The sequence below is a fragment of the Parafrankia sp. Ea1.12 genome (assembly GCF_900465275.1).
In the GTDB taxonomy this organism is placed as follows: domain Bacteria; phylum Actinomycetota; class Actinomycetes; order Frankiales; family Frankiaceae; genus Parafrankia; species Parafrankia soli.
In genome coordinates, this window is the sequence record NZ_UBIZ01000251.1 from 13,664 (window position 1) to 30,637 (window position 16,974).

Consider the following 16,974-nt stretch of genomic DNA (forward strand, 5'->3'; position numbering starts at 1 on the left):
CAGCGTGACCGACAAGGAGAACGGCCGGCGCGTCCTGAGTGAGCTCATGGGTGCCGACTATGTCGCGGCAAAGGACAAGAAGCGCAACTCCTTCAACGAGGTGATCCAGGATTACTCAGAAGAGGTCTGCTTCGGGCGGATCTGGTCCCGCGAAGGAATCGACCGCAAGCAGCGCAGCATCATCAACGTCGCGATGCTCACCGCGTTGAACAGGCCCGCGCAGCTCGCTCACCACATCGAGGGCGCGATGACCAACGGCGCCACAGTTGCCGAGATCCAGGAGATCCTGCTGCAGACGGCGGTCTACTGCGGGCTGCCCGCGGCGGGCGAGGCCTTCCGGATCGCGGAGGAGGTCCTGCGCGAAGGCGGACACCTCGACTGAGACTGTCTCGACCGTCACCCGGGGCGCGGCGCCACGCCGCCACCGGGCCGCCCACCTGGAGGAGCCCGCCCGGATGACCGGGTCCCGCACCCTGCTGCTGCTGCGGCACGGGGAGAGCTCCTGGAACGCCGCAGACCGCTTCGCCGGCTGGGTCGACGTGCCGCTGTCCGCACGCGGCCGGGTTCAGGCCGGCCGGTGCGGCGACCTGCTCCGCGACACCGGCCTCTTCCCCGACGTCGTGCACACCTCCCTTCTGCGCCGGGCCGTGTCGACCGCGGACCTCGCGCTCGACGCCGCCGACCGGCACTGGATCCCGGTCCGGCGCAGCTGGCGGCTCAACGAGCGCCACTACGGCGCACTGCAGGGCCGTAACCGCATGCAGGTCCGCGCCGAGTACGGCGCGGACCTGCTTCGTTTCTGGCGCCGCTCGTTCCACGGAACGCCGCCGCCGATCGCCCCGGGCAGCGTCTTCGGGCAGGACGACGACGCACGGTACCGGGAGCTGGGCGTGCACGTCCCCCGGACGGAGTCCATCGCGGACGTCCTCAACCGGCTCCGCCCGTACTACGAGTCGGAGATCGCGAACGATCTGGGTGCCGGCCGGACCGTTCTGGTCGTGGCCCACGGCAACGTCCTGCGTGCCCTGATCCGCCACCTCGGCGCCCAGGCCGGCGACCCGGCCGGCGACGACCTGAGCGAGGTGTGGCTGCCCACGGGCGCCCTGCTGCGCTACGACCTCACCGACGTCCTGCTGCCGGTCCGGTCCGGCGGTGTCCTGCTGAGCGCGTCGGGAGCGACGCAGAAATGACGGTGCCCACCGGCACAACTGCCGGTGGGCACCGTCGCGGGCGGATCGCCGTGGGGAAGCGGATCGCCGTTGGTCCGGGTCGCCATCGCCGCGATCGCGCCGCCGCTACCGGATTGCGCCGTCCCGGTGCAGCGTCTGCAGTTCGTCGTCGGTGAAGCCCCAGTCCGCCAGGGCTTCCCGGGTGTGCTCCCCGGGCCTGGGCGGGGCCGTCCGGATGGCCGCCGGGGTCCGCCCGAACCGGGGCGCCGGCGCGGGATGGGGGATTCCGTCGAGTTCCGGGAAGCCGTCACGCGCCTGGTGATGGGGATGTGCGGACACCTCCCCGAGGGACAGCACGGGCGAGTAGCAGCCGTCGACGTCGGCGAGCAGCTTGGTCCACTCGTCGCGGGTGCGGGTCGCGAAGACCGTCGCGAGCCGGCGCCGCAGTTCGGCCCAGTCGGTACGGTCGATCGTCGACACCGGCATGGTGATGCCGTCGAGGTCCACGCCGATGGCGTCGAACAGCACCCGCTGGAACTTCGGCTCGATCGCGCCGATCGCGACGTACCGGTGGTCGCTCGTCTCGTAGACGTTGTAGAACGGCGCGCCGGAGTCCACGTAGTTCGTGCCGCGTTCGTCGCTCCACGTGCCCATCATCCGACGTCCGTGGTACAGGGTCATGAGCAGCGACGCCCCGTCCACCATCGCCGCGTCGACCACCTGGCCCCGGCCCGAGCCGCGCGCCTCCAGCAGCGCGCACACGATGCCGAAGGCGAGCATCATGCCTCCGCCCGCGTAGTCACCGATCAGGTTGAGCGGGATGGCGGGCGGCCCGCCCGCGTAGCCGAGGGGGTCGAGCGCCCCGGCGAGCGCGATGTAGTTGATGTCGTGGCCGGCCTTGTCCGCCAGGGGCCCGGTCTGCCCCCAGCCCGTGCCGCGCCCGTAGACGATCCGCGGGTTTCGCTGCAGGCACGCGTCCGGGCCGATCCCGAGACGTTCGGCGACGCCGGGCCGGTACCCCTCGTAGATCGCGTCCGCCCGTTCGACCAGACGCAGCACCACCTCGGGGCCGGCTCCGTGCTTGAGATCGACGACCACGGAGCGCCGTCCGCGGTTGTACAGCTCCAGGCGGTGGTCGGGCGCCTGCGGACGGACGGGGGGATCCGGCCGGTCGATGCGCAGGATCTCCGCTCCCATGTCCGCCAGGAGCATGCCAGCGAAGGGCCCGGGGCCCCGGGCCGCGATCTCAAGGACGCGCGTCCCTGCGAGCGGGCCGGAGCCGACGGGCGGGCTCATGGTGCTCCGACGTTGGTCAGGTTGCGCGGCTTCCACCGCAGCAGGCGCTTCTCCAGCAGCGTCACGAGCGCGTTGATGATGGTGGAGACCACCACAAGCACCGCGATGCCCGCGAAGACGCCGGCGGTGTAGAAGTTACCCGCCGACCGCTGGATCAGATAACCGATGCCGGTGTTGGCGCCGATGATCTCGGCGGTGACCGCCGCGACGAGCGCGTAGGGCACCGAGACACGCAGGCCCTGGATGATCCAGGTCGCGGCCGAGGGTATCCGGACCTTCAGCTGCACCGTGAGCCTGGACGCGTTCATCACCTTCAGCACGTCGATAAGGCGCTGTTCGACGTCACGCACACCTTCGTAGGTGCTGTAGAAGACGAGGAAGAAGACGATGAGGCTGACCAGCGCCACCTTGGAACCCAGGCCGAATCCGAACCACAGGATGAAAAGCGGCACCAGGGCCAGCCGCGGGACCGCGTTGAGCGCGACGATGAACGGCTGGAAGATCTCGCCGAGCATCGGGCTGCTGCCCAGCACGATGCCCACCAGAACGCCGAGCACCGCGCCGATGGCGAACCCGTACACCGTCGCGATGACGGTCGCCTGGATGCTGTCCAGCAGCACACCGTCATCGACCCAGCCGGTCAGCGCCGACCAGATCTCGGACGGCTTGCTGACGTAGAAACTGTCGATGAGCACGCCCGACTCGGTCGCGGGGTCCCCGCTCGCGGTCTCCCAGAGTGCCAGCACCCCGACCGGGAGTACCACCCGCGAGATGAGGACGATCAGCCGCTTGATGTCCATCGGGCGGCGCGGCTTGCGGGCCGCGGTGGTGGACGACTGCTCATCCAAGCCGGTGACGGTGGCCGCCACGGGGCCGCCCAGCACACCGCCCTGCGCGCCGCCGCCCTGCGGCCCGGCCGGCACTGCGGCCTGCACTCCGGCTGTTGTCGACACCGGCGTCGGGTTCACGATGCCTCCTTGGCGGGTGAAGAGTGGTCCAGCAACTTCCACAGTCGTTCCCAGAGCTCGCCGTAGACCGGGCTGAGCCGCAGGTCGGCGAGGTCACGCGGCCGCTCCAGCGGCACGTCCTCCACGTGGACGACGCGGCCCGGGCGGGTTCCGAACACGACGACCTTGTCTGCCAGCAGAAGAGCCTCATCCAGATCGTGCGTTACGAAGATGATGGTTTTGCGGTCCCGTTCCCAGATCCGCAGCAGCTCCTTCTGCATCGTGAACCGCAGCTGCGCGTCGAGCGCCCCGAACGGCTCGTCCATGAGCAGCGTCGAGGGGTTGTACACCAGGCCCCGCGCGAGCGAGGCACGCTTCTGCATGCCGCCCGACAGCTGCGAGGGGTACCGCTGCGCGAAGCCCTTGAGCCCCACCAGCTCGATCACCTCGGCGACCCGCTGGCGGCGCTCCTTGCGGGGCACCCGCTCGATCTCGAGGGCGATCCCGACGTTCTTCTCCAGGGTGCGCCACGGCAGAAGATTGTCGTGCTGGGTGATGAACCCGACCCCGGTGTTGACCCCGTTCAGCCGCTGACCGCGGAAGTAAACGTCACCCTCGCTTGGTGCCAGCAGCCCGGCTGACATGTTCAGCAGCGTGGTCTTGCCACATCCGCTCGGACCGATGAAGCAGACGAACGAGCCGCTCTCGATATCGAGATCGACCGACTCGAGCGCGGTGAACTCCCCGTCACCGGAGCGGAACTTTCGGCTGACCTTCTGGAAGGAGAACTCCGGGGCCTTCTCCGTCGAGGTAGCGGTCTTCCCGGGCCCTGCGCTCCCGGTTGGCGGATTCTTCGACATCATCGCCTCCTCGTCACGGCTGCGCGGCCTTCGCGGCGCTCAGGTCGTAGATGTCGTCGAAGCCGAAGGTGAGCGGCGAGTCACGGTTGAGGTTCACGAGCCGGACCTGGTTGTCGAACATCTCCTGGGTCGTCAGGGGAGACGCGTCCTTGTAGGCACCGACCGCGACCTCCCAGCCCGCGTTGAAGGCCGTCTCGTTCAGGTTGGCGAACTGCGGCAATCCCCGCACCTTGTCCCGCAGCTCATCGGTCGGGTTCTGCAGGTCCCGGTCGGCGAGCCACACGGCCTGCATGACACGCTTGGCGATCTCGGGGTTCTGCTCCAGCCAGGAGCGGGTGGTGTAGTACTCGTGCGAGGCCAGCGGAAGGATGGACGGAAGGTCGACCGCCCAGTTCAGCCACAGCCCGCCCCAGCCCTCCGCCTCGGGGAAGTTGACCCGCGGGAACGACTGGGCGAACCCGCTGACCCGGCCCTGCCGCGTGGTCGCGATCTGGGCGGAGGCGTCGTTGTTGGGAAGGATCGTCACGTCGCGATCCGGATCGACTCCGTACTCGCTGAGCATGACGCGCAGATAGGTGTTGCCGGTGGAGCCCTCCGGCGAGGAGGTAAGAGTGAGGCCGCGCAGCGCCTGGACGCGTTCTTCCGCGGACGACTCCGGTGTCACTCCGCGCTCGGCGAGAGTGTCCAGCGTCTCCTGGTTCAGCGCCAGCCCGAAGGTGATACTGGGGTTGGTGGTTCCGAGGCTGACGAGGTCGGTCTTGCCCTCGGCATAGGCGTTGTACAGCGAGCCTGCACCGGACGTACCGATGTTGGTGTCCCCGGAGATCACGGCCTGGGTGATCAGAGATGCATTGCTGGCGTTCGAGAAACTGACATCGGCGTCGAGTCCGACCTGCCTGAAGTAGTCCTGCGCAACGATGACCACGGTGGGGAGGTCGGTAAAGGTCGCCGAGGTCGACATGATCTTTACCTTCAGCGCCCCGTCCGACCCCGCGCTGTTGTCCGAGGAGCCCCCGCAGCCCGCGGCTATACTCCCGGCGACCGCGAGGACAGCGACAGCGGACACGGTCCGGCGCGGCCTCGGCGACGAAGACGACCTTCGTAAGGGAAGTAAGGACAGTCGTCGCATAGCGGGCATTTGTGGCTCCTTTGTCGCGGACGTCAGAACGTGCCTGAAGTCGCCGAAGCAGCCACGGCATGACACAGCCGTGGCTACTACTTTGGTGGGCTTTCGCGTCGATCGGGCAGCGTAAAGAGGACGTGGGTGCGGTGCGTGGGACCCCGCTCGCCGTGGTACTCGCACCACCGCGAATGGGCCCGACGGATCTCGCGATCCACGGCGGGCAGATCTTCACGCAGCAACTGGACGTATATACGACCGTGTGACCGTACTAACGATTGGCAGAAAGGTAGGGCGGCGGATCGACCCTGTCAACAGGCGGTATAGCCACACGTCCGCGGCGAGGCACCCTGGCGCGGCGCGCGACGTCCCATCACACCGGCGGGCCGCACTCCCGACACTGCCCGGCGGTATGCTGCAGCGCGACCACCCCGCCACGTCCAGTAGCAGTCTGCTACAGCGGTTCGCGCGGTGAGGCCCCCGACCGGTCGCGCCACTTCGCGATGTGGCACTTGATGAGTTCGCCGAGTTCGTCCAGCCGCGGGTCGACGTGCACGCTCTCGCCGACGAGGGTCACCGCCGCGATCGCGCGTCCGGTGGCGTGCGGCAGGACGACCGCGACTCCCGTGCGCCGGCTGGTGGCATTGACGCTGACCGCGACCCCCGACTCGCGGATGCCCGACAGCGCGGCCAGGAACCGCTCGACCTTCTCGACCTCGTCGGGCCCCCGCCGCCGCAGGTAGGCCTGGAGCTCCGACGCGGGCAGCGCCGCGAGGAGCGCCCGCCCGCCGGCCGTCGTCAGGAGGCTGCGCCGGATGTTGGATCGCGCCTGGAACACGGTCATCATGTCGCTGCCCGTATGCGCGATGTACAGCAGGCTGTCGCCGGACCGGACGCCAACGAACGCGGTGAGGCCCGCCTCCCGGTGCAGGGTCTCGAGATCGGCCGTCGACACCAGGCCCGCGCGGACGTCGCCGCTGGCGATGGTCAGGCTGAAGAACGCGGGCCCCAGGTAGAGCCGGTGGTCCTGCTCCACGAGCCAGTCGGTGTCCAGCAGGCCCCGGATGAACCCGTAGACCGAACTCTTGGGCGCTTCGAGCACACGGGTCAGCTCCGCGTAGCTGATCCCCGGGCGGTAGACGACCTCCTCGAGGATGCGGGTCACCCTCGTGATCGTGCGATGACCCTCGACCACGTTCTGCACGTCCTTCCGTCACGAGCCCCGAACCGAGCCCCGCCGCAGCCGGCCACACGGGCGGTCTGCGCCACGGATGCCTGCACAGTAACCGCAGGCGCGGCGGACCGGCCGCCGCGATGGACGGCGCGGCACCCCGGTCACCGTGACGCACCGGACGGAGCGCTGGCAGGCGCATTGACCCGGGTTTCCGTGCGCTGTACCGTCGCGATCGCCAAGAGGAACGGTTGTTCGTATATACGACCACGGTAGTACATGTGACCCCGCGTCCCCGCGGTGCTCGCGCAAGGGAGACAGTCGTGATCGAAAAAAGAACGATCTTCATCGACGGTGAGTGGGTCAGCTCGGCGGGCACCGGCACCCTGACCGTCATCAACCCGGCCACCGAGGAACCGCTCGCGACGTTACCGCGTGGCCACGCCGACGACGTCGACCGCGCCGCCCAGGCCGCCGCGCGAGCGTTCGAGTCCTGGTCGCGCTCGACGGTCGACGACCGGATCGACATGCTCACGCGCATCGCCGACGTCCTCGACACGCGGGCCGAGGAGCTGGCGCGCACGATCGTGAGCGAGGTCGGCACACCGATAACGCTCGCCCGCGGCTCGCAGTCCGCCACCGCCATCAACGACCTGCGCATCGCCGCGGCGAGCCTGAAGGACATCGTGTGGGAGGAGCGGTTCGACGACACGATCGTGCGGCGCATCCCCGCGGGTGTGGCCGGGGCGATCACCCCGTGGAACGGGCCGATGCGGATGATCGCGCTCAAGGCGGGCGCGGCCATCGCCGCGGGCTGCACGATGGTGCTCAAGGGCACCGAGGTCGCGCCGCTGAGCGCCTTCCTGTTCGCCGAGGCCGCCGCCGAGGCCGGCCTGCCCAGGGGCGTGTTCAACCTGGTCAGCGGGACGGGCCCGGAGATCGGCGAGGCGCTCGCGACCCATCCGCTCATCGACATCGTCTCGCTCACCGGCTCGGTGCGCGCGGGCAGCCGGGTGATGGAGCTGGCGTCCCGGTCGGTCAAGCGCGTGGCCCTGGAGCTCGGCGGCAAGTCCGCCAACATCATTCTTGCGGACGCCGACCTGGAGAAGGCCGTCGTCGACGGGCTCGGTGACGCCTTCCGCAACTCCGGCCAGGTCTGCGGCGGCCTCTCGCGCATGCTGGTCCCCCGCGGGCGGCTGGCCGAAGCCGAGGAGATCGCCGCGGCGAAGGCGACGAGCTACGTGATCGGCGACCCCCTGGACGAGGCCACGACCCTCGGGCCGGTGGTCTCCGATGCCCAGCGCGACCGCGTGCGCCGCTACATCCAGACCGGCATCGACGAGGGACTGCGGCTGGTCGCCGGCGGCCCGGAGGCGCCGGAGCACCTCGACCGGGGCTACTACGTGCAGCCGACCGTCTTCACCGGTGACAACAGCAGCAGGCTGGCCCAGGAGGAGATCTTCGGACCGGTGGTCATCATCATCCCGTTCGACGACACCGACGAGGCCGTCGCCATCGCCAACGACTCCGACTACGGGCTCGCGGGCGCGGTCTGGGCGGCCGACCCCGCGCGGGCACGGGACGTCGGCCGACGCATCCGCACCGGACGCGTACGGATCAACGGCGCGCCCATCGACATGCGCGCCCCGCACGGTGGCCTCAAGCGGTCGGGCATCGGCCGGGAGATGGGCCGGTACGGGATCGAGGAGTACCTCGAGTACCAGTCGCTCATCAGCTGAACCCCGGACCCGGCGAGCCATCGAGAGGCAGTCATCGTGATCACCGCAAAGGCCCGGGCCATGAGCGGCCCGACGGCACCGTTCAGCACGATCACCGTCGAGCGCCGCGACGTCGGCCCGCGCGACGTGCTGATCGACATCGCCTACGCCGGGGTCTGCCACACCGACGTCCACCACGCCCGCGCGGAGTTCGGGCACACCCGCTATCCGATCGTGCCCGGTCACGAGATCGCCGGCATCGTCCGCGAGGTGGGCGCGGAGGTCGCCGGGCTGACCACCGGCGACCACGTGGGCGTCGGCTGCCTGGTCGACTCGTGCCGGGACTGCCCCGCCTGCCGCGCGGGGCAGGAGTCCTACTGCCGCCGCGGCAAGGTGCTGACCTACAACGGGGTGGGCCGCGACGGGGCAACCACCTTGGGCGGGTACAGCGAACTCGTGGTCGTCGACCAGCGGTTCGTCGCCCGCATCCCCGACGCCCTGCCGCTGGACGCCGCGGCGCCCCTGCTCTGCGCGGGCATCACCATGTACCAGCCGCTGCGGCGCTGGGGCGCGGGCCCCGGCAGGCGGGTCGGCATCCTGGGGTTCGGCGGGCTCGGGCACATCGGCGTCCAGATCTCCCACGCCCTCGGCGCGCGCACGACCGTCCTGGAACTCACCGAGGACCGCCGCGCCGACGCCGAGCGCCTCGGGGCGGACGACTACCGGACGACCGGCGATCTGGACGCACTGCGGGACTCGTTCGACCTGATCGTGTCGACGGTCCCGACGAACTACGATCTGTCCTCCCACCTCGACCTGCTCGACCTGGACGGCACGTTCGTCAACCTCGGCGTGCCCGACGAGCCGCTGCGCATCGACCCCTACACGCTGCTGACGAACCGGCGCGTGCTGGCCGGTTCGATGAGCGGCGGCATGCCGCAGACGCAGGAGATGCTCGACTTCTGCGCCGAGAACGGCATCAGGGCCGAGGTGGAGGTCGTCGCGGCGAAGGAGCTCGACCAGGTCTACGACCGCCTCAGTGCCGGCGACGTCCGGTACCGGTTCGTGCTCGACGTCGCGACCATCGCCGACTCCTGAGTCGTACCGCCCGCCTGAGCAGTGCTGCTCAGGCGGGCGGTACGGGCTCGATGAGTACGGGCTCGATGAGTACGAGCTCGATGAGTACGAGCTCCATCAGTACGAGCTCCACGAGTACGAGATGCACCGGTGCGAGCTACGCCGGTACGGCACGCCGCAACGGCTACGTCGTGGCCGTACCGCCCGCGTGCCACGTCTCGTCGGGGCGGCGCGGGTGGCGGTAGGCGTGGGCCGGCCGGAACGGGTCCGCGTCATCGGACCAGTCGCGGCGCACCGCGGCCCAGCGTTCCATCAGGTCGTCCTCATGGGCGTAGTCGAACCGGTCACCGAGCCGCTTCTCCTCCGGACCGCCGGGCACGGGCGGGTGTTCGACCAGCCAGTCGACCGTCGCGCCGAGGGCGTCCGCCGCGGGGGTGGTGTCGGCATAGCCGAGCTCCGCCCGGCTGCGGGCGTTGCCGCGCAGCCGGTGGTCGGGCCCGTGGCGCCAGTACGGGTGGCACGGGGTCGCCAGCGGGTAGGGCATGTCGACCAGTTCCACGTCCACGCCGAGCCGGGCGGCGATGAACTCGATGCGCTGGCGCATCGTGAACAGGTTGTCGTCGGCGACCACGAACTTGCGCCCGGACGCGGCCGCGCGGTGGTCCACCGCCAGCAGCACGGCATGCACCGCATGCTCGGTGTAGAGCCTGGTCTCCATGCGGATGGCCCCGTCGGCGACGACGATGCGGCGCCTGCCGTCGAGGATCCGCCGCACGATGCACCACTCGTGCGGCGCGACCTGCCGCGGGCCGTAGACCACGGGATAGGCCAGGAGGGTCGCCGCGAACGCGCCCGCCGCGTGGGCGTCGAACAGGGCCTGTTCCGCGGCGGCCATCCTGACCGCGAGCGTGCCGTGTGCGGGGTCCTGTTCCAGGTGCTCGGCCTCTTCGGGGGGCAGGGCGGGCCGGCCCAGCGCTCCCCAGCGCGGATCGGCGGCGTGCGCGAGGGAGCCGTGGGCACCCCCGACGGCAACCACCCGGTCGGTGCGGCCGGCGAGGACCTGCGTGGTGACCGCGAGCCGCCCGTACTGAGCCACCACGAGGTCGAACTCCGCCCGGCCCAGGCCGGCGCCGAGCGTGTCCGGCCAGTGCGGGTCGGTGTGGATGTGGCGGACCTCGGCGGGCAGCTCGACCTCGTGCTGGCCGCCGTGCAGGATCGTCACGTCGAAGCCGCGGTCGAGCAGTCCGCGCACCACTCCCGGCCCGGTCGGCCCGGTGCCACCGATGACAAGCGCGGAACGCGACACAGCCTCTCCTCGCACTCAGTTCTGGCCGGCACTGTTTGGCCGGCGCTGTTTCGTCGGCACTGCTTCGGCAGGGGTGTCGTGCCGCAGCCGTACCCGGCCCCGGTGCGCGCCGACGCGGCGCGCACCGGGGCCGGGATGCTCACCGGGAAGCGGCGGCCTCGGCGGCGAACTCCGCGGCGAGCGCATGCTTGTCGATCTTCTCCGACCCGAGCACCGGCAGTTCCTCGGTCTGGAAGCGCCACCGGGTCGGGATCGCGAAGGACGCCAGGTCCGAGCGCAGGACCTCGATGACGTACTCCGCTAGGTCCGGCCGGCCCGCGGTGGCCTCGTCGACCACCACGACCGCCGCGACCTCCTCCCCCAGGTCAGCGTGCGGCAGGCCGATCACCGCCGCATCGAGAACGCCGGGCACGCCGACCAGCGCGCGCTCGACCGACAGCGGCGCGATGTTCTCGCCCCCACGCAGAATGAGGTCCTTGCTGCGGCCAGTCACCCAGAGATAGCCGTCCTCGTCGAGGTAGCCCAGGTCACCGGTGTGCAGCCACCCGTCGCCGTCGATGGGGCCGGACGCCTCCCCGTAGTAGCCGAGCATCTGCGACGCGGCGCGGAGCAGGACCTCGCCGTCCCCGCCCGGTGCCCGGTCACCGAAGGTGATCTCGACGGTGGGCAGCGGCAGACCGCAGCAGCCGGGCCGGTCACGGGTGTCGCGGCCGCTGGCCGCGGTGGCCTGCCCACCGTTCTCGGTGAGGCCGTAACCCGTGGCCACGCGTGCCTGGACGGACGGCAGCTCGTCGCGGATCCGCTGGTACAGACTGGGGTGGGCGGGGGCACCGCCCAGCGTCAGTGACCGCAGGCTGTGCAGGTCGACCGGCCGCTGCGCCTGGGCGTCGAGCAGCCGGCTGACCATGGTGGGGACGGCGCTCCAGCGGGTGACACCGTGCGCGGCGATGAGGTCCATCGCCGCGTGTGCGTCGAACTTGCCTTGCGGGAACACCAGGGTCTCGCCGACCACGACCCCCCGCACGAGGGTCTGTACGCCGCCGATGTGGAACAGCGGCCCCGTGTGCAGGGCGACGCTGGGCGCCGCGCCCTCGAGTTCCTGCGGAAGCCGCTTGGTGATTCTCAGCAGCGAGTGCAGGCCGGAGATGATCGAGCGGTGCGAGAGCACGACCGCCTTGGGGAATCCGGTGCTGCCGGAGGTGAACAGAATCAGGGCGGGCTCGTTCTCGTCGTCGCTGTCGGGACGCTCAGGCGGCGCGCCGTCGACCGCGTCGGCCATCAGCCACGGCGCGACGGGACTCCCGGCCGGCACCTTGTGCTCCAGCCGGCGGTCGGCCAGCACGGCGACGGGTGTGAGCGCCGTGAAGGCGTGCTCCATCTCCCGGGTGCTCCACCAGGCGTTGACCAGCACCGGAACGGCGCCGAGCCACCAGGTGGCCCAGAGGTTCACCACCCAGTCCGGGCTGTTCCAGCCCAGCAGCGCGACCCGGTCCCCCCGGCCCACCCCGTGCTGGCGCAGCTGGGCCGCCTTGCGACCGACCGCGGGCACGAGGTCGCCGAAGTCGAGCCGCACGTCGCCCTGCACGGCGTGGGCCCCGCCCGCCCAGCGGTCGGCATGGTCCAGCAGGGACTCCAGCCTCCGCGCCCGCGGCTCGTACATTCGGAACGGGACGCCGCCTACCTGCTCGACAGTGACATCGCGTCCCCACGAAGGGATCGGGCCGCTCATCGCCGCTTCCTCTCTCCGCCGTCCACGCGGGCCATGCGGCCGACGGGGCTCGGCAATGGTCATCTGCCCGTCTGCTCGCGTATTCGGCTCGACGGACTTGTTCGCAAACAAACTCGGACTGCCGACAGGCGCTTGACGACCTGCAACCGCCCAGGGCGGCGCGCGCTCAACGGAAGACCCGACGCTCGACCACCAGCGGGTCGTGGCTCGGGATCACCTCGCAGCCGAACCGCTCGATCCGCCGCACGCTCTCCTCGTAGGCCACGAGATCGGTGAAGAAGCCGGACGGGATGCGGTCGGCCTCCGCGTCGCCCGCCCAGTTCTCGTACAGATCGACGCAGTCACCCGCGAGCAGGTAGCGGTTCGTCTCAGCCTCGACCACGACCCCTTGTGAACCCGGCGTGTGACCGGGCAGGGCGACCACCGAGACCCCCGGCGCCAGGTCGGTGTCGCCGTCAATCGCGTCGATCCGGTCCTCGGCACGCAGCCACGCCGGGACCAGGTCGGGAACGGCCTCGAACTGGCGTCGATGCCACTCGACCGGCTTCCGCGCGAAATCGATCTCGCGACGCTGAAGGACGATGCGGGCATTGGGGAACAGATGATTGTTGGAGCAGTGGTCCCAGTGCAGGTGGGTGTTGACGACCAGACCCACCTCATCGGGGTCGATGCCCAGCGCGCGCACCGCCGCGTCGGGCCGCTCCTCGGGCGTCTGCTCCATCCTGATCCGGTGGTGCTCCCAGGCCCGGCTCAGGTCGGCCCCGGTGTCGACGATCACCGGAGTGGCACCACCCTGGATCACGAACATGATCAGCGGGATGTCCAGGGTCTCGCCCCAGCCCCGGAGGTAGGTGAGCGCGGCCTTCTGGAGGCCGAAGACGCGGCCGACCGAGACAGCTGTGACTGTCAGCTTCACGATGTCACCCCCTGCTGCGCCGCGGGCGTCTCGATCAATTCGTCGCCGACGGTCTCCCGCAGAGCCAGTACGCACAGCAGGCTCACCAGGCAGTAGGCGGCCAGAAACAGGCCGAACACGAATCCGCCGTGGCTTCCGATGATGCTGGCGGCGACGAGCGGAGGTACCGCGCCGCCGACAACGCCCGCGAGGCTGTAGGAGAGCCCGGCCGCGGTGTAGCGGTAGCGGGTGTGGAACAGCTCAGACAGGAACGACCCCGCGACGCCGAATCCGTGACCGGCGATCAGGAAGGTCACCGCCATCCCGATCCAGAAGGCGGTAAGTGTGCCCGTGTCCAGCAGCGGAAACAGGACCAGCGCCCAGGGGATGCCGACGGTGTTGGCGGCCAGCAGGACCCGCCGACGGCCGAACCGGTCACTCAGAATGCCGCCCGAGATGATCGCGCAACCATTCACAACATTGCCGACAATGCCGGCCGTCAGCACCTCGGGTCGACTCAGGCCCAGGGTGGCAGTGCCGTAGTTGGTCAGGTATGCGATCCCGATGTAGCCGAGCGAGAAGGCCGTCACCAACGCGCCCGCTCCGAGCAGGAGCTCCTTCCACTGGTTGACCACGGCCTCCTTGAACGGCAGCCCGCGGCTACTGCGCTGACGCTTCACCTCGGCCTCGAACGCGGGGGTCTCCTCGATCCTCAGTCTCACGTAGAGACCGACGGCGATAACCACGAAGCTGCCCAGGAACGGGAGGCGCCATCCCCAGGACGTGAAGGTCTCCTCGCTCATGTAGAGCGCCACGGCGAGGAACGTGGACAGGGCGAGGATGTTCGCGAGCGCGCCGCCGAGATTGGTGAACATGGACCAGAAGCCGCGACGGCCCTTCGGCGAATGCTCGGAGGTGAACAGCGTCGCACCCGCCCACTCGCCGCCGGCGGCGATGCCCTGCGCGACGCGGAGCAGGACGAGCAGAATGGGTGCCGCGACCCCGATGCTCCCCGCCGTGGGCAACGCGCCGATGAGCACGGTGGACACGCCCATCAGCGACATCGTGAAGATCAGAGTCCGCTTGCGCCCGAGCCGATCACCGAAGTGCCCGAACAGGATCGCCCCCAGCGGGCGGGCGACGAACGCGACTCCCTGGGTCGCGAACGACACAATGGTACCGCCATTGCCACCAAAGGCCGGGAAGAACGCGTCCGCGAAGACCAGGGCCGCCGCGGTGGCGTAAATACCGAAATCGTAGAACTCTACGACGGTCCCCAGTAAACTTGCCAGGGCGACCCTGCGCATCTTCTTTGGATCCGACTCATTTTCGCTGGCGATAGACCGGTCGGTGGCGGGACCCGGCGCAGGCACGTCTTGTAGCGTCATCAGGAAAACTCCGCGAGTTGTCGGGCGACCCGGATGGGCCGGATCTGACCTATCTATTCACTACCTTCGACAGGCTCTTTCCGGGCTTCTATGGATTGCACACCAGCCGCCAGGTGGACACCCGGCGGGCGCTCCTTTTCCCGGCGGGTGGCTCCTCACCCCGACCCATCCGCCATGTAGACGGCCCGACCCGGTAGCCGGGGCTCCTCGGCTGTTCGTCATGGACCGGGACAGGGCCCTGGCGGGGTCGTGCTCAGACCACGACCGGCGCCGCGGCATCACGGTCCGCGACTCAATCGGTTCGTATATACGAACTAGCATCTCCAATCAGGAACTCTGGAGGGAAATTAGCCGCGCCACCACGGGTGGTCAATAGCCCCACGCGAGCCACCCGCTCGGACCGGACCTCCCCCCGACCGCGTTGACACCCACGCCACACGGTGGAAGTATCCGTAATGGCGACCCGACGTTCTGATTTAGGAACGAGCGAGGGGGTTGGTCGATGCCGTCCGTCGAGGCCGTCCACCGGGGCCGCGGTCGGCCGCGTTCCGGTCACGGCGCACGGCGGCTCGTCCGTTCACGCCCGCGGGCCCCGGATCCGCCCACCCACCCTGCCGGCGTGGAACACCTCGATGCCCGCGGGCCAGGCCGGGCGCCGCCGGCTACGACCCGACGGCCGGGGAGCAGCCGGCTTCGTCCCGTTTCCGCGGGCCCCGCACAGGGAGTCGCCCGCTCGACCGCCACCGCACCCGTGGGCGTGGGGTCCTCCATCCATGGCCGCGGCGTCGCAGCGGCCACCCAGGCCCGGGTCCCCCAGCCGGTCGAAGCCCCCAGGCCACCGGACCACACCCACGCACTCCGCACGAACGCAGATTGGGAGCAGATGACGACGACACACGAGGAAAAGACCGACGGCATCGCGAGAGAACTGGCGCTGGGCACATTCACCGACGAGTTGCTCGAGGAAATGCGGGCGCTGATCGGGACGCAGCTGCGCACCGACGCCTGCGTCAACAACGAGTACGCGACCCGCCTCGCCATCCTGCGCTTCGCCGAGGGGATAGGTGACGACAACCCGCTGTGGACCGACGCCGACTATGCGGCGGGGACGCGGCACGGCGGCATCGTCGCTCCCCCCAGCTTCGTCTTCGCCTGCCTCGGCTCCGTCCAGGTGGGATGGCGCGGCCTGGGCGGGTTCCACGCCGAGACGACCATGACCTTCGAACGGCCGATCCGACTCGACGACAAGATCACAGCCACCGTGGTGTTCGACGGGTTCGACGGGCCGACCGACAGCAACTTCGGCGGCCGCCGCATCAAGGACTACCTGCGCCAGGAGTACCGCAACCAGCATGGCGAACTGGTCGCGACCTTCATCTGCTCCCGGATGCGCTTCGAGCGCGGCGAGATGCAGAAGCGGCGCGACTCCCGCAAGATCGAGCTGCCCCACCCGTGGACGGACAGCGAGCTCACCGCGATCGAGGCGGACGTCCTCGCCGAACGCCCCCGCGGCGCGGAGCCGCGCTACTGGGACGACGTTGCCGTCGGTGACGAGATCGACGTCATCACCAAGGGCCCGATCGGGCTGACCGACTTCATCGCCTACATCGCCGCGGGTGCCGCTCCCATTCCCCGGCTGTCCGCGCACGGGGTCGCGCTGCGGCGCTACCACAAGCACCCGAAATGGGCGTTCCGCGATCCGAACACACACGCCCTCGAACCGGTCTACTCGGTGCACTACAACGACTACGCGGCCCGCCTGCAGGGCGCCCAGATCGCCTACGACGTCGGCATCCAGCGCACCTGCTGGCAGATCCACTCCCTGACCAGCTGGATGGGCGACGACGGCACGCTCAAGGCCCTGCACGGCCAGTACCGCAGCCACGTATACCTCTCGGACGTGGTGCGACTGGGTGGCCGCGTGGTGGCCAAGGAGATCGACGCCGACGGCGACCATGTCGTGCGCGTGGAGACCTGGGCGACCAACCAGCGGGACACGAACGTCATGCCCGGATCCGCCGTCATCGCGCTCCCGAGCCGGGAGGGGGCACCGGCCGACCGGTGAGGCGCACGCCGTCGTCGCGGGCCGGACACCGCGCCCGCCGACGGCGTGGGCCCGGGCATGGACCCGCTCGCCGCCGGACGCATCACCCGTTCAACGGAGTCTGTAGTCCTTGAGCAGGGCGCGGCTGATGATGCGCTTCTGCACCTCGGACGTCCCCTCGCCGATGAGCATGAACGGGGCCTCCCGGTAGAGGCGCTCGATCTCGTACTCCTTGGAGTACCCGTAGCCACCGT

15 protein-coding genes are annotated in these 16,974 nt (G+C 69.9%); 5 read left to right on the forward strand and 10 right to left on the reverse strand.

Annotated elements, in window-relative coordinates:
• Nucleotides 1-4 precede the first annotated feature (4 nt).
• Both FMEAI12_RS10660 and FMEAI12_RS10665 read left to right on the forward strand, forming a co-directional pair.
• Nucleotides 5-382 (forward strand): carboxymuconolactone decarboxylase family protein, encoded by a 378-nt coding sequence (locus FMEAI12_RS10660; RefSeq protein ID WP_112105886.1) that lies wholly within the window; start codon nt 5-7, stop codon nt 380-382.
• Nucleotides 383-455: 73 nt separating this feature from the next.
• Complete coding sequence (locus FMEAI12_RS10665; protein WP_112105887.1) at nt 456-1,190, forward strand: 2,3-diphosphoglycerate-dependent phosphoglycerate mutase; 735 nt, start codon at nt 456-458, stop codon at nt 1,188-1,190.
• Between the two features lie 105 nt (nt 1,191-1,295).
• Here FMEAI12_RS10665 and FMEAI12_RS10670 read toward each other — a convergent pair whose 3' ends face one another.
• The 5 genes from FMEAI12_RS10670 to FMEAI12_RS10690 all read right to left on the reverse strand — a co-directional run bounded on the left by FMEAI12_RS10670 (nt 1,296) and on the right by FMEAI12_RS10690 (nt 6,587).
• Complete coding sequence (locus FMEAI12_RS10670; RefSeq protein ID WP_112105888.1) at nt 1,296-2,465, reverse strand: CaiB/BaiF CoA-transferase family protein; 1,170 nt, start codon at nt 2,463-2,465, stop codon at nt 1,296-1,298.
• Nucleotides 2,462-3,433, reverse strand: coding sequence for an ABC transporter permease (locus FMEAI12_RS10675; protein WP_112105889.1), 972 nt, complete (start codon nt 3,431-3,433; stop codon nt 2,462-2,464). Before FMEAI12_RS10675 ends, FMEAI12_RS10670 begins: the two co-directional genes overlap by 4 nt.
• Nucleotides 3,430-4,275, reverse strand: coding sequence for an ABC transporter ATP-binding protein (locus FMEAI12_RS10680; protein WP_235013878.1), 846 nt, complete (start codon nt 4,273-4,275; stop codon nt 3,430-3,432). Before FMEAI12_RS10680 ends, FMEAI12_RS10675 begins: the two co-directional genes overlap by 4 nt.
• A gap of 10 nt (nt 4,276-4,285) precedes the next feature.
• Nucleotides 4,286-5,233: an ABC transporter substrate-binding protein gene (locus FMEAI12_RS10685; RefSeq protein WP_235013879.1), complete on the reverse strand. Its 948-nt coding sequence runs from the start codon at nt 5,231-5,233 to the stop codon at nt 4,286-4,288.
• Nucleotides 5,234-5,846: 613 nt separating this feature from the next.
• A complete protein-coding gene (locus FMEAI12_RS10690) occupies nt 5,847-6,587 on the reverse strand; it encodes an IclR family transcriptional regulator (RefSeq protein ID WP_112105900.1) in 741 nt (246 codons plus the stop codon).
• Nucleotides 6,588-6,886: 299 nt separating this feature from the next.
• On the opposite strand from FMEAI12_RS10690, the gene FMEAI12_RS10695 reads away from it, so the two are divergent.
• Complete coding sequence (locus FMEAI12_RS10695) at nt 6,887-8,302, forward strand: aldehyde dehydrogenase family protein (RefSeq protein ID WP_112105892.1); 1,416 nt, start codon at nt 6,887-6,889, stop codon at nt 8,300-8,302.
• A 36-nt stretch (nt 8,303-8,338) separates the two neighbouring features.
• Nucleotides 8,339-9,379, forward strand: coding sequence for an NAD(P)-dependent alcohol dehydrogenase (locus FMEAI12_RS10700; protein WP_200835248.1), 1,041 nt, complete (start codon nt 8,339-8,341; stop codon nt 9,377-9,379).
• Between the two features lie 163 nt (nt 9,380-9,542).
• Here the strand turns inward: FMEAI12_RS10700 and FMEAI12_RS10705 are convergent, their stop codons facing one another.
• The 4 genes from FMEAI12_RS10705 to FMEAI12_RS10720 all read right to left on the reverse strand — a co-directional run bounded on the left by FMEAI12_RS10705 (nt 9,543) and on the right by FMEAI12_RS10720 (nt 14,676).
• Nucleotides 9,543-10,664: an NAD(P)-dependent oxidoreductase gene (locus FMEAI12_RS10705; RefSeq protein ID WP_112105893.1), complete on the reverse strand. Its 1,122-nt coding sequence runs from the start codon at nt 10,662-10,664 to the stop codon at nt 9,543-9,545.
• A gap of 139 nt (nt 10,665-10,803) precedes the next feature.
• Nucleotides 10,804-12,393: a class I adenylate-forming enzyme family protein gene (locus tag FMEAI12_RS10710; RefSeq protein ID WP_112105894.1), complete on the reverse strand. Its 1,590-nt coding sequence runs from the start codon at nt 12,391-12,393 to the stop codon at nt 10,804-10,806.
• 166 nt (nt 12,394-12,559) lie between these two features.
• Entirely contained in the window at nt 12,560-13,309 is a 750-nt protein-coding gene (locus tag FMEAI12_RS10715; protein WP_112105895.1) for an N-acyl homoserine lactonase family protein, read from the reverse strand.
• Nucleotides 13,306-14,676 carry an MFS transporter gene (locus FMEAI12_RS10720; RefSeq protein ID WP_112105896.1) on the reverse strand — a complete coding sequence of 457 codons (1,371 nt, stop codon included), beginning with the start codon at nt 14,674-14,676 and terminating at the stop codon, nt 13,306-13,308. The genes FMEAI12_RS10715 and FMEAI12_RS10720 overlap by 4 nt, the downstream gene beginning before the upstream one ends.
• An 883-nt stretch (nt 14,677-15,559) precedes the next feature.
• Between FMEAI12_RS10720 and FMEAI12_RS10725 the strand changes: the two genes are divergently transcribed.
• Nucleotides 15,560-16,741: a MaoC family dehydratase N-terminal domain-containing protein gene (locus FMEAI12_RS10725; RefSeq protein ID WP_112105897.1), complete on the forward strand. Its 1,182-nt coding sequence runs from the start codon at nt 15,560-15,562 to the stop codon at nt 16,739-16,741.
• 90 nt (nt 16,742-16,831) lie between these two features.
• Here FMEAI12_RS10725 and FMEAI12_RS10730 read toward each other — a convergent pair.
• A partial coding sequence (locus FMEAI12_RS10730; RefSeq protein WP_146776670.1) for an acyl-CoA dehydrogenase family protein occupies nt 16,832-16,974 on the reverse strand: 143 nt, incomplete at its 5' end.